The organism is Nostoc sp. DSM 114160 (assembly GCF_053470305.1).
This window is the reverse complement of record NZ_JBPFGO010000002.1, coordinates 1,369,433-1,385,633: the sequence shown is the minus strand read 5'-3', so window position 1 is coordinate 1,385,633 and position 16,201 is coordinate 1,369,433. Positions and strand designations below refer to the sequence as shown.

General features: G+C 40.0%; 16 protein-coding genes and 2 pseudogenes. 10 read left to right on the top strand and 8 right to left on the bottom strand.

Annotation, left to right across the window (positions count from 1 at the left end):
- From NSTCB13_RS23130 to NSTCB13_RS23120, 3 genes and pseudogenes are all read right to left on the bottom strand, one after another.
- A pseudogene (locus NSTCB13_RS23130) lies at nucleotides 1-1,339 on the bottom strand (LLM class flavin-dependent oxidoreductase).
- A 68-nt stretch (nucleotides 1,340-1,407) separates the two neighbouring features.
- The gene (locus tag NSTCB13_RS23125; protein ID WP_448273929.1) at nucleotides 1,408-1,734 is read right to left on the bottom strand and encodes a MetQ/NlpA family ABC transporter substrate-binding protein; all 327 of its coding nucleotides are present in this window, start codon (nucleotides 1,732-1,734) and stop codon (nucleotides 1,408-1,410) included.
- A gap of 426 nt (nucleotides 1,735-2,160) precedes the next feature.
- Nucleotides 2,161-4,149: a M48 family metalloprotease gene (locus NSTCB13_RS23120; RefSeq protein ID WP_448273928.1), complete on the bottom strand. Its 1,989-nt coding sequence runs from the start codon at nucleotides 4,147-4,149 to the stop codon at nucleotides 2,161-2,163.
- Nucleotides 4,150-4,703: 554 nt separating this feature from the next.
- Here NSTCB13_RS23120 and NSTCB13_RS23115 point away from each other — a divergent pair.
- The 3 genes from NSTCB13_RS23115 (at nucleotide 4,704) to NSTCB13_RS23105 (ending at nucleotide 6,876) form a co-directional block, all read left to right on the top strand.
- Entirely contained in the window at nucleotides 4,704-6,011 is a 1,308-nt protein-coding gene (locus NSTCB13_RS23115; protein ID WP_448273927.1) for a glutamate-5-semialdehyde dehydrogenase, read from the top strand.
- Nucleotides 6,012-6,147: 136 nt separating this feature from the next.
- Nucleotides 6,148-6,642 carry a hypothetical protein gene (locus NSTCB13_RS23110; protein WP_448273926.1) on the top strand — a complete coding sequence of 165 codons (495 nt, stop codon included), beginning with the start codon at nucleotides 6,148-6,150 and terminating at the stop codon, nucleotides 6,640-6,642.
- Nucleotides 6,643-6,744: 102 nt separating this feature from the next.
- On the top strand, nucleotides 6,745-6,876 hold the full coding sequence (locus NSTCB13_RS23105; RefSeq protein ID WP_448273925.1) for a hypothetical protein: 132 nt from the start codon (nucleotides 6,745-6,747) through the stop codon (nucleotides 6,874-6,876).
- A gap of 123 nt (nucleotides 6,877-6,999) precedes the next feature.
- Here NSTCB13_RS23105 and NSTCB13_RS23100 read toward each other — a convergent pair whose 3' ends face one another.
- On the bottom strand, nucleotides 7,000-8,415 hold the full coding sequence (locus NSTCB13_RS23100; protein WP_448273924.1) for an isochorismate synthase: 1,416 nt from the start codon (nucleotides 8,413-8,415) through the stop codon (nucleotides 7,000-7,002).
- Between the two features lie 310 nt (nucleotides 8,416-8,725).
- Here NSTCB13_RS23100 and menA point away from each other — a divergent pair.
- The 3 genes and pseudogenes from menA to NSTCB13_RS23085 all read left to right on the top strand — a co-directional run bounded on the left by menA (nucleotide 8,726) and on the right by NSTCB13_RS23085 (nucleotide 12,021).
- Nucleotides 8,726-9,624 (top strand): annotated as a pseudogene (menA, locus tag NSTCB13_RS23095) (2-carboxy-1,4-naphthoquinone phytyltransferase).
- 13 nt (nucleotides 9,625-9,637) lie between these two features.
- The gene (locus tag NSTCB13_RS23090; protein WP_448273923.1) at nucleotides 9,638-10,654 is read left to right on the top strand and encodes an o-succinylbenzoate synthase; all 1,017 of its coding nucleotides are present in this window, start codon (nucleotides 9,638-9,640) and stop codon (nucleotides 10,652-10,654) included.
- Entirely contained in the window at nucleotides 10,639-12,021 is a 1,383-nt protein-coding gene (locus NSTCB13_RS23085; RefSeq protein ID WP_448273922.1) for a 2-succinylbenzoate--CoA ligase, read from the top strand. The genes NSTCB13_RS23090 and NSTCB13_RS23085 overlap by 16 nt, the downstream gene beginning before the upstream one ends.
- Here the strand turns inward: NSTCB13_RS23085 and NSTCB13_RS23080 are convergent.
- The 3 genes from NSTCB13_RS23080 to NSTCB13_RS23070 are packed head-to-tail and all read right to left on the bottom strand — an operon-like array spanning nucleotide 12,014 to nucleotide 13,210.
- Nucleotides 12,014-12,460 carry an acyl-CoA thioesterase gene (locus NSTCB13_RS23080; RefSeq protein WP_445630611.1) on the bottom strand — a complete coding sequence of 149 codons (447 nt, stop codon included), beginning with the start codon at nucleotides 12,458-12,460 and terminating at the stop codon, nucleotides 12,014-12,016. The two genes, NSTCB13_RS23085 and NSTCB13_RS23080, sit on opposite strands and share 8 nt — an antisense overlap.
- A gap of 28 nt (nucleotides 12,461-12,488) precedes the next feature.
- Nucleotides 12,489-12,947 carry a type II toxin-antitoxin system VapC family toxin gene (locus tag NSTCB13_RS23075; protein WP_448267911.1) on the bottom strand — a complete coding sequence of 153 codons (459 nt, stop codon included), beginning with the start codon at nucleotides 12,945-12,947 and terminating at the stop codon, nucleotides 12,489-12,491.
- Nucleotides 12,944-13,210: a hypothetical protein gene (locus NSTCB13_RS23070; RefSeq protein WP_445630613.1), complete on the bottom strand. Its 267-nt coding sequence runs from the start codon at nucleotides 13,208-13,210 to the stop codon at nucleotides 12,944-12,946. The genes NSTCB13_RS23075 and NSTCB13_RS23070 overlap by 4 nt, the downstream gene beginning before the upstream one ends.
- Here NSTCB13_RS23070 and NSTCB13_RS23065 point away from each other — a divergent pair.
- A complete protein-coding gene (locus NSTCB13_RS23065) occupies nucleotides 13,210-13,341 on the top strand; it encodes a hypothetical protein (protein WP_448273921.1) in 132 nt (43 codons plus the stop codon). The two genes, NSTCB13_RS23070 and NSTCB13_RS23065, sit on opposite strands and share 1 nt — an antisense overlap.
- Here the strand turns inward: NSTCB13_RS23065 and NSTCB13_RS23060 are convergent.
- Nucleotides 13,309-13,539 carry a hypothetical protein gene (locus NSTCB13_RS23060; protein WP_445630615.1) on the bottom strand — a complete coding sequence of 77 codons (231 nt, stop codon included), beginning with the start codon at nucleotides 13,537-13,539 and terminating at the stop codon, nucleotides 13,309-13,311. The two genes, NSTCB13_RS23065 and NSTCB13_RS23060, sit on opposite strands and share 33 nt — an antisense overlap.
- Before the next feature lie 160 nt (nucleotides 13,540-13,699).
- Between NSTCB13_RS23060 and NSTCB13_RS23055 the strand changes: the two genes are divergently transcribed.
- The 3 genes from NSTCB13_RS23055 to NSTCB13_RS23045 all read left to right on the top strand — a co-directional run bounded on the left by NSTCB13_RS23055 (nucleotide 13,700) and on the right by NSTCB13_RS23045 (nucleotide 16,201).
- The gene (locus tag NSTCB13_RS23055) at nucleotides 13,700-14,953 is read left to right on the top strand and encodes an NACHT domain-containing protein (protein WP_448273920.1); all 1,254 of its coding nucleotides are present in this window, start codon (nucleotides 13,700-13,702) and stop codon (nucleotides 14,951-14,953) included.
- Nucleotides 14,916-15,428 carry an NACHT domain-containing protein gene (locus NSTCB13_RS23050; RefSeq protein WP_448273919.1) on the top strand — a complete coding sequence of 171 codons (513 nt, stop codon included), beginning with the start codon at nucleotides 14,916-14,918 and terminating at the stop codon, nucleotides 15,426-15,428. The genes NSTCB13_RS23055 and NSTCB13_RS23050 overlap by 38 nt, the downstream gene beginning before the upstream one ends.
- A 62-nt stretch (nucleotides 15,429-15,490) precedes the next feature.
- Nucleotides 15,491-16,201, top strand: a complete 711-nt coding sequence (locus NSTCB13_RS23045) for an NACHT C-terminal helical domain 2-containing protein (RefSeq protein WP_448273918.1) — start codon at nucleotides 15,491-15,493, stop codon at nucleotides 16,199-16,201.

Below are 16,201 nucleotides of genomic sequence, written 5' to 3'. Positions count from 1 at the left end.
TTACACCAGACTAGTCTGGAAGAAGCGATTAGCAGGGCGCGCCAGACCGAGATTTTCGCGCAGGGTTGTACCCTCATACTCTTGACGAAAAATCCCACGGCGTTGGAGTTCTGGCACAACCTTATCTACAAAATCGTTCAACCCTTCAGGAAGATAAGGGAACATGATGTTGAAACCGTCAGAACCTTCCTCAAACAGCCATTTTTCCATCTCATCGGCGATGGTTTGGGGTGTGCCGACGAAAGCCAACCCGCCATAACTGCCAACGCGTTGCGCCAGTTGTCGAATAGTCAAATTCTCACGTTGCGCTAAGGCTATTACTCTTTCTCGTGAAGAGTGACCAGCGTTAGTCGGTGGGATTTCTGGCAAGGGGCCGTCTGGATCAAAACCTGAAACATCGTAGCCAAGCGCACTATTTAAGCTAGAAATTCCACTGTCATAATGTACGAGGCTATCTAAATAAACACGCTTGGCTTGTGCCTCGGCAACGGTTTCTCCTACAACGACTAAAGCACCTGGAAGGATTTTTATACTGTTTGGGTCGCGTCCAATTGCCCGCGCCCGTCCCTTAATATCTGCAAATAAAGCCTTGCCAGCCTCCAGATTACCAGCAGGTGCAAACACAGCCTCGGCGGTTTCGGCGGCTAATTGCCGTCCGGCTTCGGATGCGCCAGCCTGAACGATTACTGGCCAGCCTTGGACAGGTCTGGCGATGTTCAATGGCCCCCGCACCGAGAGATATTTTCCTTGATGATTCAGAACGTGAAGCTTGTCGGGGTCAAAATAAATCCCGGCTTCCACATCTCGAATAAAGGCATCGTCAGCAAAGGAATCCCAAAGACCCTGTGACCACATCATAAAATTCTCTAGCTCGTCGATAGCGTTCATCATGCTCTATCTCTTCTTCTAAACCAAAGTTGAGCGCTGCGTCTGGATTGGCTGTGGTGACGATGTTCCAGCCAGCGCGACCGCCACTAATATGGTCGAGAGACGCGAAGCGGCGAGCAATGTGGTAAGGCGCGTCATAAGTTGTGGAAGCAGTGGCTACTAGACCGATGTGTTCGGTGACGCTAGCGAGGGCAGAAAGCAGGGTAAAAGGTTCAAAGGATGTGACAGTATGGCTGCGCTTGAGTGCGTTGATTGGCATATTCAGCACCGCTAAGTGGTCAGCCATAAAGAATGCGTCAAACTTGCCTTGTTCTAATTTCTGGATGAATCGTTTCAGTGCTGGAAAGTTAAAATTAGCGTCAGGCAAAGCCCCAGGATAGCGCCAAGCGCCTGTATGTATGCTTACCGGGCGCATAAAAGCACCTAGTTTTAATTGCTTCGATTTACTCATTAGCCCTCCGGATGTGTAATTCGTAATTCGTAATGGGCTATACCCCGTTACGCTAACGTAATTCCTAATTAAAATGCGGGCGCGATCGCCCCTTTGTGATAGTTATTAATGTAGTCTTTCAACTTGGGATCGATAACCAACTGATTCAGTTTTTGGATATTAGGATCGTTTGCTTTTGATTGTACAGTTGCTAAACCGACCGCATAATTTTTGTTAGTTATGCCAATCTCATCTAACACAATGGGGTTTTGAGATACCTTTGCTTGCACAAGGAAGAATGCAGATGTCACAGCTAAATCTAGATCGTCTAAGGCTCTAACAATAGCGTGATTATCTAACTCCTTAATTTGGATATTTTTGAGATGCTGTAATACTCCCCTGGCTTTTCTTTTCAATTGATAAATTCGATGTGTTTCAGGTTAGGGTTTTGGCACTGATTTTGCCTTTTTACCTTTGTTTTCAAGATTATTTTTGATATTTAACTAAGAATTGGCATAACAGGTACTGAAGAACCTTTTTTAATACCTTCTAGGAAGTTGCGTAATTGATTGTTAACACGTCGGGATGAAACAGTAATAGCTTAATATTTGCAATCATCTCGATAGAGTTTGGGGTTCCTGCCATCTATTTTTGCACCTAGAATTAATGTACTGCAAGTCGGTAAATTTATAGTAGTATACTATGAGATTTGCATAGGTGAGGATAAAAAACAAGGTGTATCTTCCCCGTCCTTAAAAAAAGGAGGCAGTTACTAACCACCTCCTGACAAATTAAAGCTTGGATGGACTGAGAAATGCTTTGACAGCAGGCTAGAAACTCAGCTAGCTGCGGCTCAAAAACATAGTCAAGACCACTCCCAGGATAATCGATCCACCGCCAAGGATGAATGACCAGAAGCGATGGTAACTGTTGACGATAGTGCCATTTTCGCTCTGGAGTTGAATTAAATCCATCCAAGGCGCAACACCTCGACGGAACCAACCCACAGCTCCAACTTGTTCGCCTATCAAGCTTTGGACTCGCTTCATCCCAAACAGGAAATTGCCGATAGGGCCAAAGCGTGAGGCGTAATGCAGATAAAGCATTCCGCTACGATCTTGAATTTTTAAATCGGAACCAAATTTATAACCAGCGTCGCCACGACCAATAAGTTGACCTTCCAGTTTTGCCGGTTGTCCGCGTAACGGACTGGCATAAGGGTCTGACATCAGAGTGAGAATATCGGTTTCTGGTGCTTGCTTGTAGTCGGGGAACATCACCAAAGCTTTGATGAGAATTCCGATTCCTAAGCCAATTAGTGGCGCACCCAATACTAAACCTGTGTTTGGCGAACTTGACAACAAAATCACGCCTATTATCAAGCCAACTAAGAAACCAATTGTTTCAGCACCGTAGAGTATAACATCTAAAAAGAAGTTGCCGTAAAGTCTACTTTTATTAAGACTTTTACCTTCTCCAATAACTCGCCCCATATCAAACTCAGTCGGTAAACCCAATTGTTCCGCATAGGTACTTAATGCACGAACTCGTTTACCTGTCAAGGGATGAGTAGAATTTAACTCCATCCACCAGCCCCAAGGGTTAAACATATCCCACAGAAAGACGCGACCAATTTTTTGAGTATCGGATGCAATGCGGTAGGCGGTTCCTGTGGAAGCGGCGGCTTTATGGTCATATATACCCAAGGCGCGAGTTCCTTCAATTAAACGGCTGGGTTCTTGTGTGCGCGAACCTTCTTCTAAAATTCCGTAGGCAATCTTCACTAAAGCGCGAGACAGTCCATTGGGATTACCCGTACTTTCGGCTGCAAAGTGGTCGGCAAAATATTCTCGTGTGCGGGAGAGGTACAGCACTAGATAAGTACCGACGACATAAAACACGTAAGCAACTAGGGCAGCAGTTTGCATTGCATCTTTAATTTTGCTATCGCCACCACCGCGCCCAAATCTTCTGGCTGTGCTGTAAACCAAGTAACAAATTTGCACTAAGGTAGAAGCTACTGTCATCACTGCAAAGTCCCAGTGGACGATGTGCCCCAGTTCGTGAGCGTAAACGGTAGCAATTTCATCGTCATCGAGGTATGTGAAAAGTCCCTGACTGACGACTAAACGGGCACTGTTCGGCAATGAACCATAAGTAAAAGCCGTAGGGTTTTGGTCGTTAATGATTCCCAAACGCGGCGTTTTTAGCTTTTTCTGCTCGCAGACTTGGCGAATAAGTTTAGCTGTCTCTGGACTGAGGGTTGCAACTTCTGCTAACTCTACCCAACGAGTTTGGTAAAGCCAGCCTTGGGTTAAGTCCATGATGAATGGAGATATGAAAAAGGCGGCAATATTAAAAACTAGAGTAATACCAATAGCGATCGCTAATCCTTGGAGTGGATTATCGCTACCCAAAATAAATACTAAGCTTAAACCTAAAGCTAACACCATGCCAAACAGCAAGGTCATGGTGACACCAGAAGCTAACGCCAAACTACCACCCACTCCCCCCATCGCTAATTTCATCCCAGTCGTAGCGGCACGACCAGCTTTTTGGCTAACGTTAGATGGTGTTTGGCGGAAGGATTGATTGGCTTGTTCTGCCCAACTGCGAACCTGTGGGTTTTCGCTCATCATTAGCTTTTGACACAGAACCTTGGCTTTTTCGGTTTCGCCTGTGGCTTGATAAGCTTTCATCAGCCACATCTGTGCTGAAAGATAATCTGAGGAATTGTGTTCAGCGCAATCGCGGCAGAATTGTTCGAGTAATTCGACCGCTTCTTGATAACGTTTTTGGTTTAAGGCATTTAACGCAGATTGCAATGACATAGGATCTCCCTACTAAGGAGTGGTATTTGATCTATCAATACTCAATACATTCAGCGATCGTCACTGCAATTTCGTAAAAATTTAAATAATGAGAGTATAAAATATCTACTTAAGTAAAAGACTAGAGAAACATATATTACTATGTCTCTCTAGCCTGGGGAACGCATAAATCATGTTTAAGACTTTCAAATCAAACCTGTAATAATACTTATAATATTTTTGCTGCGGTAAACTTACTACCTCTTTGTCCGTGTTTGATATTTAGAGAATAAATGTTTTCAACCCAGCCTTGCTTCACCCGATTAGAGTAATTATTGATTACCCAAATGGTTCACCCGATTGGAGGAAGACGAATGATGAACAGAACCTAATACTTTTGGGTTAATGGGGAAAGTGGGGTCCCCTCTGGGGATAAGGGGCGAGGGGAAAGGGGAAAGGGAAAAGGTTTGAATTTATCTTTCCCCAGACTAAAAGAGAGATTATTGGGTTTATCCGACAACTATTGGAACATAACCTGAGATTGATAAGATGAGGAAAAGGTAAAGATTTGTACTATGACTATTTTTGATATTGCTTCTCCCCTAACTGCGATCGCCGGACAAACTCGCCAAGCTGCAAGTAAGCTAGCGATTCTCTCCACGGAGGCAAAAAATCAGGCACTTGTGGCGATCGCCCAAGCTTTAGAATCAGCTAAAGATGAAATTTTACAAGCAAATGTTGCTGATTGTAAAGCTGCTAGCGCCGAAGGAATTCCTCAACCACTTTATAAGCGCTTGCAGTTGGATGAACATAAATTAAGAGATGCGATCGCTGGGGTACGAGATGTTGGTAAGCTAGCCGATCCAATTGGTAAAGTGCAGATTCACCGCGAACTTGACACTGGCTTAATTCTCAAGCGCATCACCTGTCCTTTAGGTGTTTTGGGAATTATTTTTGAAGCCCGTCCAGAAGCAGCGATTCAAATTGTTTCTTTAGCAATCAAATCGGGAAATGGTGTAATTCTCAAATGTGGAAAGGAAGCAGTACGTTCTTGTGAAGCGATAGTGAAAGCTGTTAAACAAGGATTATCGCAAACTGCTGTTAATCCAGATGCGGTACAGTTGCTCACAACTAGAGAAGAAACTCTAGAACTTTTGAAATTAGATAAATATGTAGATTTAATTATTCCTAGAGGTTCTAATTCTTTTGTTAGATTTGTGCAGGAAAATACACGCATTCCGGTACTAGGTCACGCCGACGGAATTTGTCATCTTTATATAGATAAAGCCGCCGATATTTCTAAAGCAGTTCCGATTACCGTCGATGCTAAAGCACAATATCCTGCTGTTTGTAATGCAATTGAAACTTTGCTAGTTCACCAATCAATTGCTACAGAATTTTTACCAAAAGTTGCTGAGGCTTTGGAAGAACGCCATGTAGAATTAAGAGGCGATCGACACACCTTGAAAATTTTACCTAACATCGTACCTGCAACAGAAATAGACTGGGAAACAGAATACAGCGATTTTATTTTGTCGATCAAGATTGTAGACTCTATAGAAGATGCGATCGCACATATCAACAAATATGGTTCTCGTCATACCGATGCGATTATCTCTGAAGATTCAACATCTGTGGAAACTTTCTTTGGACTAGTCAATTCAGCCAATATATTCCACAATTGTTCTACCCGATTTGCTGATGGCTTCCGCTATGGTTTCGGTGCAGAAGTAGGAATTAGTACGCAACAAATGCCTCCCCGCGGCCCCGTTGGTTTAGAAGGATTAGTTACATATAAATATCAAATGACTGGCGATGGACATATTGTAGCTAGTTACACCGGGGCGAATGCTAAAGCTTTTACTCATCAGGATTTAGTATAAAATATCCTCAAAAGTATATGCTTTAGTAACGCTAGAAATACACCGATTTATCCGGTGTTTTTTTATGTTAATAGTTTATTTGATTTATCAAAAGTTTTAATTAGGACATGCCATTGATCGTCATTTAAAAAAACTCATGACTGAACCATTGCTTTTAGATTTTTCAATCGGATTACTGCTTTGTATAAGTTTATGCATATTTTACGAATTTACGATTATATTCTATGTAATGATGCATATTCACTTAATATTTTTAGCCTCTTTTATCAGGATATTTACTAATTTATGGGGAACAGTTAGTGAATTATTAATCAATCCTTGGTCTATTGTTGGTTATCTTATTCCTTTTATCGTACAAATTTCATTTGCAGCTATTTGCGTCATTCTCAGAGCTAATTTAAACAAAGTTACAGTTTTCCAGGATGTAATTATAGTTTGTGTTACTCCCACTGTAATTGTATCTTTAGGATTTGTTTTTCCAAATTTACAAAAATTAGTCTCATCAACAGCTAAGTTCAATGTTTATAACGGCTTTAATATTTTGGGGTTGATTAGTAATACATTTATTTTGATATTGGGTGGCTTACTTGGATTTTCTATACAGAATATGATGAGGCAATCGCATCAATGAGTCTCACTATAAATAGACTAGATAAATCGGTATATATTTTATGTTAATAGTTTATCTAATTTGTCAAAATTTTTAATTGGGAAGCTTTGGAATTGAAGTCAGATGACGACATTGATTATTCTGAATATTCCATTATTAAACGATGAGTTTTTGGAGAAAGTAATGTTGAGATTGCCAGCAATTCAAGCATATAACTTAATTCAGATTATTCCAGATATGATAGCTTGGTTTTAATTTCAGAGTGTCGAACACAAAACACTCATCAATTCTGTCTTGCGTCAAACATCGAAAATAGTAGTGACAAATGAGTAAAAATGTGGAAATTGCCCGACAATCTCCGCATTTTAGTTACTTTATTTAAACTAATGCTTTTAGTAATGCCTGAAGTTTCAGCTGCACCTCTGCAAATTCCCTATCAGGATCGGAACCAGCCACGATACCAGCACCAGCATACAATCTCGCGCGATCGCCATCAATCAATGCTGAACGAATTCCCACAATAAACTCACAGTTTCCCTGAGAATCTATCCAACCTAAAGGTGCAGCATATAAACCTCTCTCGAAGCTTTCATAACGACGAATTTCGGCACAAGCAACATCTCGTGCTGCACCTGCAACGGCTGGTGTAGGATGCAATTGTCCGACAATCTTTAATGGGTGTATGTCAGCAGGAACTATTGCACTGATTGGTGTCCATAAATGCTGGATATTCGATAATTGTCGCAGTCGAGGTGCTAATATTTGCGGTAATAAACCTAGTTGGCATAGTCGTTGTGTAATGAAATCAAGCACTAGTGAATGTTCATGCTTTTCTTTTTCACTATTTAGTAAGCTATTGGCATTAGCTGCATCTTCAGCAGGGGTTTTGCCTCGTGGTGCAGAACCAGCTAAAGCATCAGTAATTAACTGTTGATTATTAATACTAATTAATCTTTCTGGACTTGCGCCAATAAAATTTTGTCCTTTGCCATTACTTGTAGAAAAAATATAACAGTTAGGATGATTTTGTCTAAGATTATTTAATGATTTAACTAAGCTAAAGTGGTTGTTTGATTTTACATCTAATATATCTGCTAGCACAATCTTACTTAAATGAGTAGACCGAATTTTTTCCAAAACAGATACTACTGAACGTTTAAATTGGGCAGAATTTGTGACAGATTTTTTATATAATTTTGTAGGAAAATAATCAATATGAGCAGAGTAATTTTCTAAAGATTGGATAAATTCCATTTTATTTTGAATTTTCTCCAACAATCTTTCAATATTTACATTTGGATTGATAATTATATTTGTTACTAATATGCAACGTTGATTTTTTACAGCTACTTGCCAACGTGGAAGAAAAATGGTAGCGGATGGAAATGGATAATCTACTTGGGCGTTTTTATCAAAAAAGCTGAAATAGCAAAAAAAGTGAGGCCCAGAAAAAGGTTGGTTTGCGTTACCAAAATTAATTATATTTTTTAGACAAGATTTGATAAAATATTCTGCCTGACTAAAACGGTCTGAGCCATCGATCTGTAATTTTGCTACAGCATCAATTGCCGCGATCGCTTCTCCTTTACCTCTATCCTCAAAGTAAAAATTTATTTCATTTGCTTGTGTAAGTTTATCCAATACAAGTAAAGGGTCAACTAAATCAATTTCTTGGGAGACACTGACAATTTGTCTGCAATTATTTTTGACGCACTTTTCTTGCACTGCTACCAGAAATTGATATAAATCTTTGTGCTTTACAAAGAAGTTGCTACGACATGGTAAAACTGTCATGGATTTAACGATAGTAAATTTTTTTTAAGTTCACTTCCTAAAGTGTAATTAATCGTGGTCGTATTTTTACAGGTAACATATTAAGTTACTATTTCACCAGCGTAGAGTTTGCTTTATTTGTGGTGTTCTCAGACTATGATAAGACAGTTTCAGCCTAAGACTGCAACGTGAGGGTGAGTGTTAACAACACAAGGTTAAGAAGCCATAGTAAAAGTGACAGTTGTTTGTATATCACCCATATCTAGCGTCTCTTGAAATCATAAAATCTCAAGTGTGAGTAATATTCCGGTAATTTAATTAATCACAACTAATGACTACCAAGCAAATTTTATATCCCGACACTAAGTTATGGATGGCAGCGATTAAACCGCCAATGTATAGCGTTGCCATTATGCCCATTTGGGTGGGAACAGCAGTAGCATTTGCCGAAACGAAAATTTTCAATGGTGTAGTATTTTCTACTTTTGTAGCTGCGGCAATCTTAATTCTTGCTTGGGAAAATATCAGTAATGATGTGTTTGATTCCGAAACAGGTATCGATCAAAATAAACACCATTCTCTGGTGAATTTAACAGGCAATAAACCATTAATATTTTGGATAGGAAATTTGTGTTTAGGTTTGGGATTGCTGGGCATACTAGCGATCGCCTTTTGGCAACATGACCTAACTGTTATCGGTATAATACTGCTGTGCTGCGGTTTAGGCTACACCTACCAAGGGCCTCCCTTTCGCTTAGGATATCAGGGTTTAGGCGAGATTATTTGCTTTTTTGCCTTTGGTCCCTTAGCAGTGGAGGCAGCCTACTACAGCCAAACCCAAACTTGGTCAATGACAAGTTTAGCAGCTTCAGTAATTGTCGGAATTGCCACAACCTTAATTTTATTCTGCTCACACTTTCACCAAGTTAAGGATGACATAGCCGCAGGTAAGCGATCGCCTATCGTCCGTCTGGGAACCCAAAAAGGGGCCCAACTGCTTGTTTGGTTTACAGCTAGCATTTATCCCCTCACCTTGCTGTTTGTGCTACTGGGGATTTCTCCAGCTTGGGGACATTGCTGAGTTGGGTAAGTTTACCCTTTGCCGTCAAATTATGCCGCCACGTTCAAGAAAATCACAACCAGCCGGACAAAGTTAGTAACTGTAAATTCATCGCCGTAGCCGTGCATTTCTGGGCTTGCTTGCTTTTCGGCTTAGGATTTATGCTTTAGCAATTACTAATTGATGCGTTATCAATTTAAATTTCGTCCATATCAGCGAAGATTTTTGCGATCGCTTACCACTAATCATGGTAAGTGGGATATTCGTGAGGGAATTATCCTCCGTCTCACCGATGAATCACGTAAAGTCGGCTGGGGAGAAATTGCCCCCATTAACTGGTTCGGTTCTGAAACTTTAGAGGAAGCCTTAGATTTTTGTCGTCAACTCCCAGAAGAAATCACAGACGAGATAATTTTCTCGATTCCAGATGAGTTACCTGCTTGTCAATTTGGCTTTGAGTCAGCGTGGGAGATGGGGAGCAGGGGAGCAGGGGAGCAGGGGAGCAAGGGAGCAGAGCAGAAGAATTTAAATTCATCCTCGGCGCTTCACTCCTTTTCCTATAGCGGCTTATTACCATCTGGGGAAGCGGCTTTAAATCAATGGGAAATTTTATGGCAGCAGGGATATCGCACATTTAAGTGGAAAATTGGTGTGGATGCGATCGCTGATGAACTAAAAATTTTTGAATCGCTGATACACACCTTACCAGCCTTTACCAAACTGCGATTAGATGCCAACGGTGGACTCAGCTATGAAGAAGCTAACTTATGGCTGCGGACTTGCGATAATCTCAAAGCAAATCCAGAACTAGCCCTAGAAATTGAATTTATCGAACAACCGCTCCCCGTTGAACAATTTCAGCAGATGTTGGAATTGAGTACAAGTTATGAAACTGCGATCGCTTTAGATGAATCTGTCGCCACACTTGGACAACTCGCCGCTTGTCATCAACAAGGTTGGCGAGGAATTTTTGTTATCAAACCTGGGATCGTTGGATCGCCATCTCGTCTGAGAAAGTTTTGCCACCAGCATCAAATTGATACTGTATTTTCATCAGTATTTGAAACTGCGATCGCTAGACTTGCAGCACTCAAGCTAGCAGCCGAATTGTCCCCAAACAACAGAGCGATTGGTTTTGGCATCGACCATTTTTTTGAACAAGAAGAAACGTGGTTTCAAAGTTTATGGAACGACCTTTAGACTATCTTAATAAGCTAGCTCAAAATGATTGGCTAATCGGTTATGATCGCCATCAATTTAATCAAATAGCTCAACAATTATATTTAGAATTAACACAACTATCAGCATCTGGAACACCACCAAAAATCATCTTAGCTGAACGCGAACCAGTACGATTTTTAGCAAGTTTTATTGCCGCTTGTGCAGCTAATTGTCCAGTTTTTCTTTGTAACCCAGACTGGGGAACACAAGAATGGCAACAAGTCTTTGATTTAGTACAGCCAGATATTATTTGGGGAATGGGGCATGGGGCATGGAACATAGGGAATGAGAATAATATCCAATGCCCAATTCCCAATAGCATCATGATTCCTACGGGTGGTTCATCAGGACAAATTAAATTTGCCATCCACACTTGGGAAACTCTCACAGCATCGATACAAGGATTTACAGAATACTTTCAACTAAAGCAAGTCAATTCATTTTGTGTGTTACCGCTATATCACGTTAGCGGTTTAATGCAATTTATGCGTTCTTTTACCACAGGAGGTAAACTAAATATTCAACCATTTAAAGCTGTAGAATCTAGTCAAATATTAAATATTAAACAATCAGAATTTTTCATATCTTTAGTACCCACTCAATTACAACGCCTCCTGCAAAATCCAGAATTAACTAAATGGCTATCCCAATTTAATACAGTACTTTTGGGAGGTGCGCCAGCATGGAACGAACTATTAGAAAAAGCCAGATTTCATCGCATTCGGTTAGCACCTACTTATGGTATGACAGAAACCGCCTCTCAAATTGCTACCCTCAAACCAGATGATTTTCTCGACGGTAAAATTAGCAGTGGTCAAATTCTCCCCCATGCAAAAGTAACTATTCGCAATCAGCAAGGCGAAATTTTAGATTCCAATCAAATAGGAAATATCACTATTCATGCTCAATCTTTAGCCCTTGGTTACTATCCGATAACCAAAGAAAATCAAACTGATTTCCAAGTAGATGATTTAGGCTTTTTAGACGAACAAGGACATTTAAATATAGTCGGACGTAACAGCGATAAAATTATTACAGGTGGCGAAAATATTTACCCAGTAGAGATTGAATCAGCTATACAAGCCACTCAAATGGTTGCTGATATTTGTGTAATTGGCATTCCAGATAAACACTGGGGACAAGCCTTAACAGCGATTTACATTCCCAATAAATCAGATACCTCTGCCTTAAAAATCCAAACCCTACTCAAAGACAAACTGAGTAGATTTAAAATCCCTAAATATTGGATTCCCCAGCAAAACTTACCCCGTAACTCCCAAGGTAAAATTAACCGCCAACAATTACAACAAATAGCCACAGAATTCCTTCAAAATCCCATCACATAATCTCCCTCGACCTTCTTCTCTCTGCGTCCTCTGCGTCTCTACGGTTCGTCTCCAACCACTGAACTATCTCATCAGATAATTCCTGTTTACTTCTACTAGTGGCATCAATACAAACATGGCGAGTAATAGCTTTAGCAACTACCACCTCAGCCACAGTAATCTCGTAACTAATTTCAAATTTATCACTACCTATTTTTTGGGGAATTAAACTAATCAGTAACTTGTCCCCACCAAACATAGGACGCATAAAATCGACACTAGCATGAACGATGGGGAAAGCTACAGAAGGATTAGTAAAAAAATCTTTGAGATTAATACTTGATGCTTCTAGAGATTCTTCATAAGCTTCATGGCAAATACTCAAAACGTTAGCAAAATAAACTACCCCAGCAGCATCAGTATCTTGAAAGCGAACCGTGCGGTTATAAGTAAAAGGCATTTTTGATAATTAAATTACGAATTACGAATTATGTTGACTCCAACGGCGGAACCTCGAAGTCATTAAACGAGGAAACATTGTAAGACGAAGCCTCTAAAGCCTTCACCAGCTTACCGTCAAGAGTCAGCAAAGTAGCACCTACCTGCTGTGAAAGTGCGACATAAGAGCCATCGTAGGCGGAGATTCCATAATTTAATGCGATCGCCACTGCATCCGCCATCAAATCAGCCGTAGACACAACACGCAAAGGGAAAGCTTTGAGACTAGCTAAATTCCCTTGAATCAAAGAAACATTGTAACGACTTGCACGAGCATACTTCCACAAAACGTTTGCACACTCAATGTAAAACAGGTCAGGTACAAAGATTTCTGTCTGGGGATAGGTAAGGTGAGCAAATAATTGATTAACCTTGGCTGTTAACGGATCGGGAATAAATTGCTTAACCGACACACTCGCATCCACAAGGCATCTAAAAGAAATTGTCATCTGTCCCGATCTTCTCTAATCATGGCAGTGCTGTCAGGCCATTCGATATCAGTTGGTAGCTGTTCACGGCGAAGACGAATTTCCTCTAAAAGTTTTGGGACATTTTTTCGCTTTTCGTCTTCCGTTTGCTGTGTTTTTACCTGCAAGGCATTCTGCAAGATTGTAATAACTTGAGCATCAACTGAGCTATTTTCAGCTTTAGCTAACTGTTGCAGCCGTTCGTATAACTCATCGGGAATATCTAGCGCATGAAGGCTAGCCATTGATTGACCTCCCAAAAGAATTTATTGGTAATGGTAACATGACGGCAGTAGAGGGCGATCGCCTTTGCTTTGTGGGTGCGATCGCTTTATTATCTCTACTACCCACCTGTTTCTTCATCTTTGTCTTCTGATTCCTCTGACAGAGATTTTAGTGATGTTTTTCGTAAAACCCAATCAAGATAAAGTACAAGAATCTGCATTTTCAGAAAGTTGTTGGCACTTTTGATATTGGCATCACTTAGCACCCATTTACAAAACTTTTCCAGCAGTATTCCAACAACAACTTCAACAGACTTATTTACAACCAAAGGGATTAGTGTTTCTAGCATTGCGATCGCCTCAGTAGCTTGACTGAGTACAATGTCGCAATTTTCTTTTGTAGTTATTTATCTGACTTACCTTGACTTAGCCTGACTTAAACTGATTTAACTCAACATTTTGATAAAAACTTTGGCTACACTGGCTTATAAGTAATTGTGAGAGTGGTCAATGTCTATACCAGAGGACTTTCTTAAGCAACTGGAGCAATACAGTGAATTGTCGCACCGAGAGAAAGAAGTCTTTCTGGAAATATTTGGTCGTAGTAAGAATCGAGTCCAGGTAGCTCAAGAATTAAACATTTCTGAAAGTAACCTCAGCACTTGCCTCACAGGTATTTACAAAAAATTTTGTATCGCTGGTAATGGCCCTGTTAAAGAAAGTCGCTTACGGGAGTATCTGAGCAAAAGATACTCACAGCAAAAACCCTCTGGTCATTTAACTACAGATGATATAGATGATTCTATTGATACTTTAGTGCAAGAAATCCGTAAACAAATCAAACCCTACATCAAAGAAAAGTGCGGAACTATGCGGGTATTAGATATGCCTAAGCCGATTAAGTTAACAGGCAAACAAGGTATTTACACAAATGTCAATATTTTGGAGGAAATAACAGGACGAAAACGACTTAAAATTGCGGAACTAATACAAGACTGTGGCCATGATAACTTTGATCGGATTGGACTTAGCCGGGTAAAACAGGAGCGAGTATCGGGATTGGAGGCTGTGGAACGTCATAGTAAGCTAATGGTATTAGGTAAACCAGGAGCAGGAAAAAGCACCTTTTTAAAATATTTAGCAATGCAGTGCATTGAGGGGAAGTTTCAAGCAAGCAGATTTCCCTTATTTATCACCTTAAAAGATTTTGCAGAAGCACATACAAAACTAGATATTTTGGAATTTAATGCTCAACAATTATCAAGCTATGGGGTAACTCATACCAGCATGACACTAGAGAATCTATTTAGACAGGGTAAGGTATTGGTATTGCTAGATGGCTTAGATGAAGTACGAGAAGAAGATACAAAGCGTGTTTTACGAGAGATTCGGGAATTTTCTGAGCATTTTCATACCAATCAGTTTGTAATTACCTGTCGTATTGCCGCTAAAGAGTACACTTTTGAAAGTTTCACAGAAGTAGAAATGGCAGATTTTGACGAAAAACAAATAGCCATTTTTGCTCAAAACTGGTTTCAGCTAGCCGATCCAGTTAAATGTAAAAGATTCATTAAAAAACTAAAGGAGAATAAACCAATCCAAGAACTAGCAAGTAGTCCTTTACTTCTGACATTATTGTGTTTGGTGTTTGGAGATAGTGGAGATTTCCCAGCAAACCGTTCTGAACTTTATCAAGAAGGATTAGATGTATTACTGAAAAAATGGGATGCCAAACGCAACATTGAGAGAGAACAGGGTCTATAAAAACCTGTCTTTGCGGCGTAAGGAAGACTTGCTGAGTCAAATAGGCTTAACTACGTTTGAGCAGAAAGACTATTTCTTTAAACAAAAAACAACCGAAGTATATATTGCTGATTTTATCCGTAACTTACGTGATACTGATACAGATCCAGAAGTCTTGAAACTCGATAGCGAAGCCATTTTAAAATCTATTGAAGCACAGCATGGGTTATTAGTAGAAAGGGCAAAGGGTATCTATTCATTTTCTCACTTAACGTTTCACGAATATTTTGCTGCAAGAGAAATAGTTGCCAACTCTGCCTATGAAACTTTGGTTGAACATCTCACAGAGAAACGCTGGCGGGAAGTTTTTTTGCTTACAACAGGAATGATGCGAAATGCCGATGATTTGATGCAGTTAATCAAGTCTGAAATTGATGGACTAATCAGGATGGATGAACAGTTACAACATTTAGAGCTAATTTGTAAACTAGAGTAAAGTATTTGTCTGGTAAGGGTTTCAGGAATTTGAGTCAATTAAGGGTTAATTCTCTGAAAGTCATGCCCAGCAATAAATTGGGTATCCTTAAGATTTTCTTTACGAATCAGCTCTTAATGAGGTGGGTAGCTAAAAAATCTTCTTTAGCTAGAGTGCCATATCAGCCAGCAGAAGTTAGAGGTGTCTACTTACATTTGATGGATTATCTTATTCAGTGTAACTATTCAGACTTTGAAAGTCTTCCTCGTATTCTAGCCTTTGATCTAGCTCTTACTGGTGCTTCAGACGGCGATTTTTATAAAACTTGCGTTTCTGAAACTGGTGGAATAGGTACTCCTGGCTTGAGTTTTGAAGTTATTATATTTTTTGAATATAAAAAAATTTATGCAGTTAGACAAGGCTCAAATACCATCCTTCATAATCGCTTTGATTTAAATTTTGATCTTGCTCTAGAACGTAACCCAAGCCCTGAGTTACAAATTTTACTTGACAATCTCAAAAGCCAATTTCCACCTTCAAAAAACGACAGCGAAGCATTTAAGCACTGGTGGAAAACTGATGGTCAAGTTTGGAATGAACAGCTTAGAACTGTCATGATTGAGCATTGCAATATTGGACATGACTGGCAGATAAACGAAGCACAAAAAACACTACTTCAAGAGTATTTATATGCCAATAAGTTGCTAGTAGAGTGCCTAAATAGTGAATGTTATGTAAGCTGGGAAGTTAGGCAAGAAATTGAAAACACTTTGCTGTTACCAAATAAAAATTAA

What these genes read in the sequence shown, in the direction of transcription:
- NSTCB13_RS23120 (WP_448273928.1), bottom strand. Translation starts at nt 4,149, where the DNA reads ATGTCATTGCAATCTGCGTTAAATGCCTTAAACCAAAAACGTTATCAA.
- NSTCB13_RS23115 (WP_448273927.1), top strand. Translation starts at nt 4,704, where the DNA reads ATGACTATTTTTGATATTGCTTCTCCCCTAACTGCGATCGCCGGACAA.
- NSTCB13_RS23110 (WP_448273926.1), top strand. Translation starts at nt 6,148, where the DNA reads ATGACTGAACCATTGCTTTTAGATTTTTCAATCGGATTACTGCTTTGT.
- NSTCB13_RS23105 (WP_448273925.1), top strand. Translation starts at nt 6,745, where the DNA reads ATGACGACATTGATTATTCTGAATATTCCATTATTAAACGATGAGTTT.
- NSTCB13_RS23100 (WP_448273924.1), bottom strand. Translation starts at nt 8,415, where the DNA reads ATGACAGTTTTACCATGTCGTAGCAACTTCTTTGTAAAGCACAAAGAT.
- NSTCB13_RS23090 (WP_448273923.1), top strand. Translation starts at nt 9,638, where the DNA reads ATGCGTTATCAATTTAAATTTCGTCCATATCAGCGAAGATTTTTGCGA.
- NSTCB13_RS23085 (WP_448273922.1), top strand. Translation starts at nt 10,639, where the DNA reads ATGGAACGACCTTTAGACTATCTTAATAAGCTAGCTCAAAATGATTGG.
- NSTCB13_RS23080 (WP_445630611.1), bottom strand. Translation starts at nt 12,460, where the DNA reads ATGCCTTTTACTTATAACCGCACGGTTCGCTTTCAAGATACTGATGCT.
- NSTCB13_RS23075 (WP_448267911.1), bottom strand. Translation starts at nt 12,947, where the DNA reads ATGACAATTTCTTTTAGATGCCTTGTGGATGCGAGTGTGTCGGTTAAG.
- NSTCB13_RS23070 (WP_445630613.1), bottom strand. Translation starts at nt 13,210, where the DNA reads ATGGCTAGCCTTCATGCGCTAGATATTCCCGATGAGTTATACGAACGG.
- NSTCB13_RS23060 (WP_445630615.1), bottom strand. Translation starts at nt 13,539, where the DNA reads ATGCTAGAAACACTAATCCCTTTGGTTGTAAATAAGTCTGTTGAAGTT.
- NSTCB13_RS23055 (WP_448273920.1), top strand. Translation starts at nt 13,700, where the DNA reads ATGTCTATACCAGAGGACTTTCTTAAGCAACTGGAGCAATACAGTGAA.
- NSTCB13_RS23050 (WP_448273919.1), top strand. Translation starts at nt 14,916, where the DNA reads ATGCCAAACGCAACATTGAGAGAGAACAGGGTCTATAAAAACCTGTCT.
- NSTCB13_RS23045 (WP_448273918.1), top strand. Translation starts at nt 15,491, where the DNA reads ATGCCCAGCAATAAATTGGGTATCCTTAAGATTTTCTTTACGAATCAG.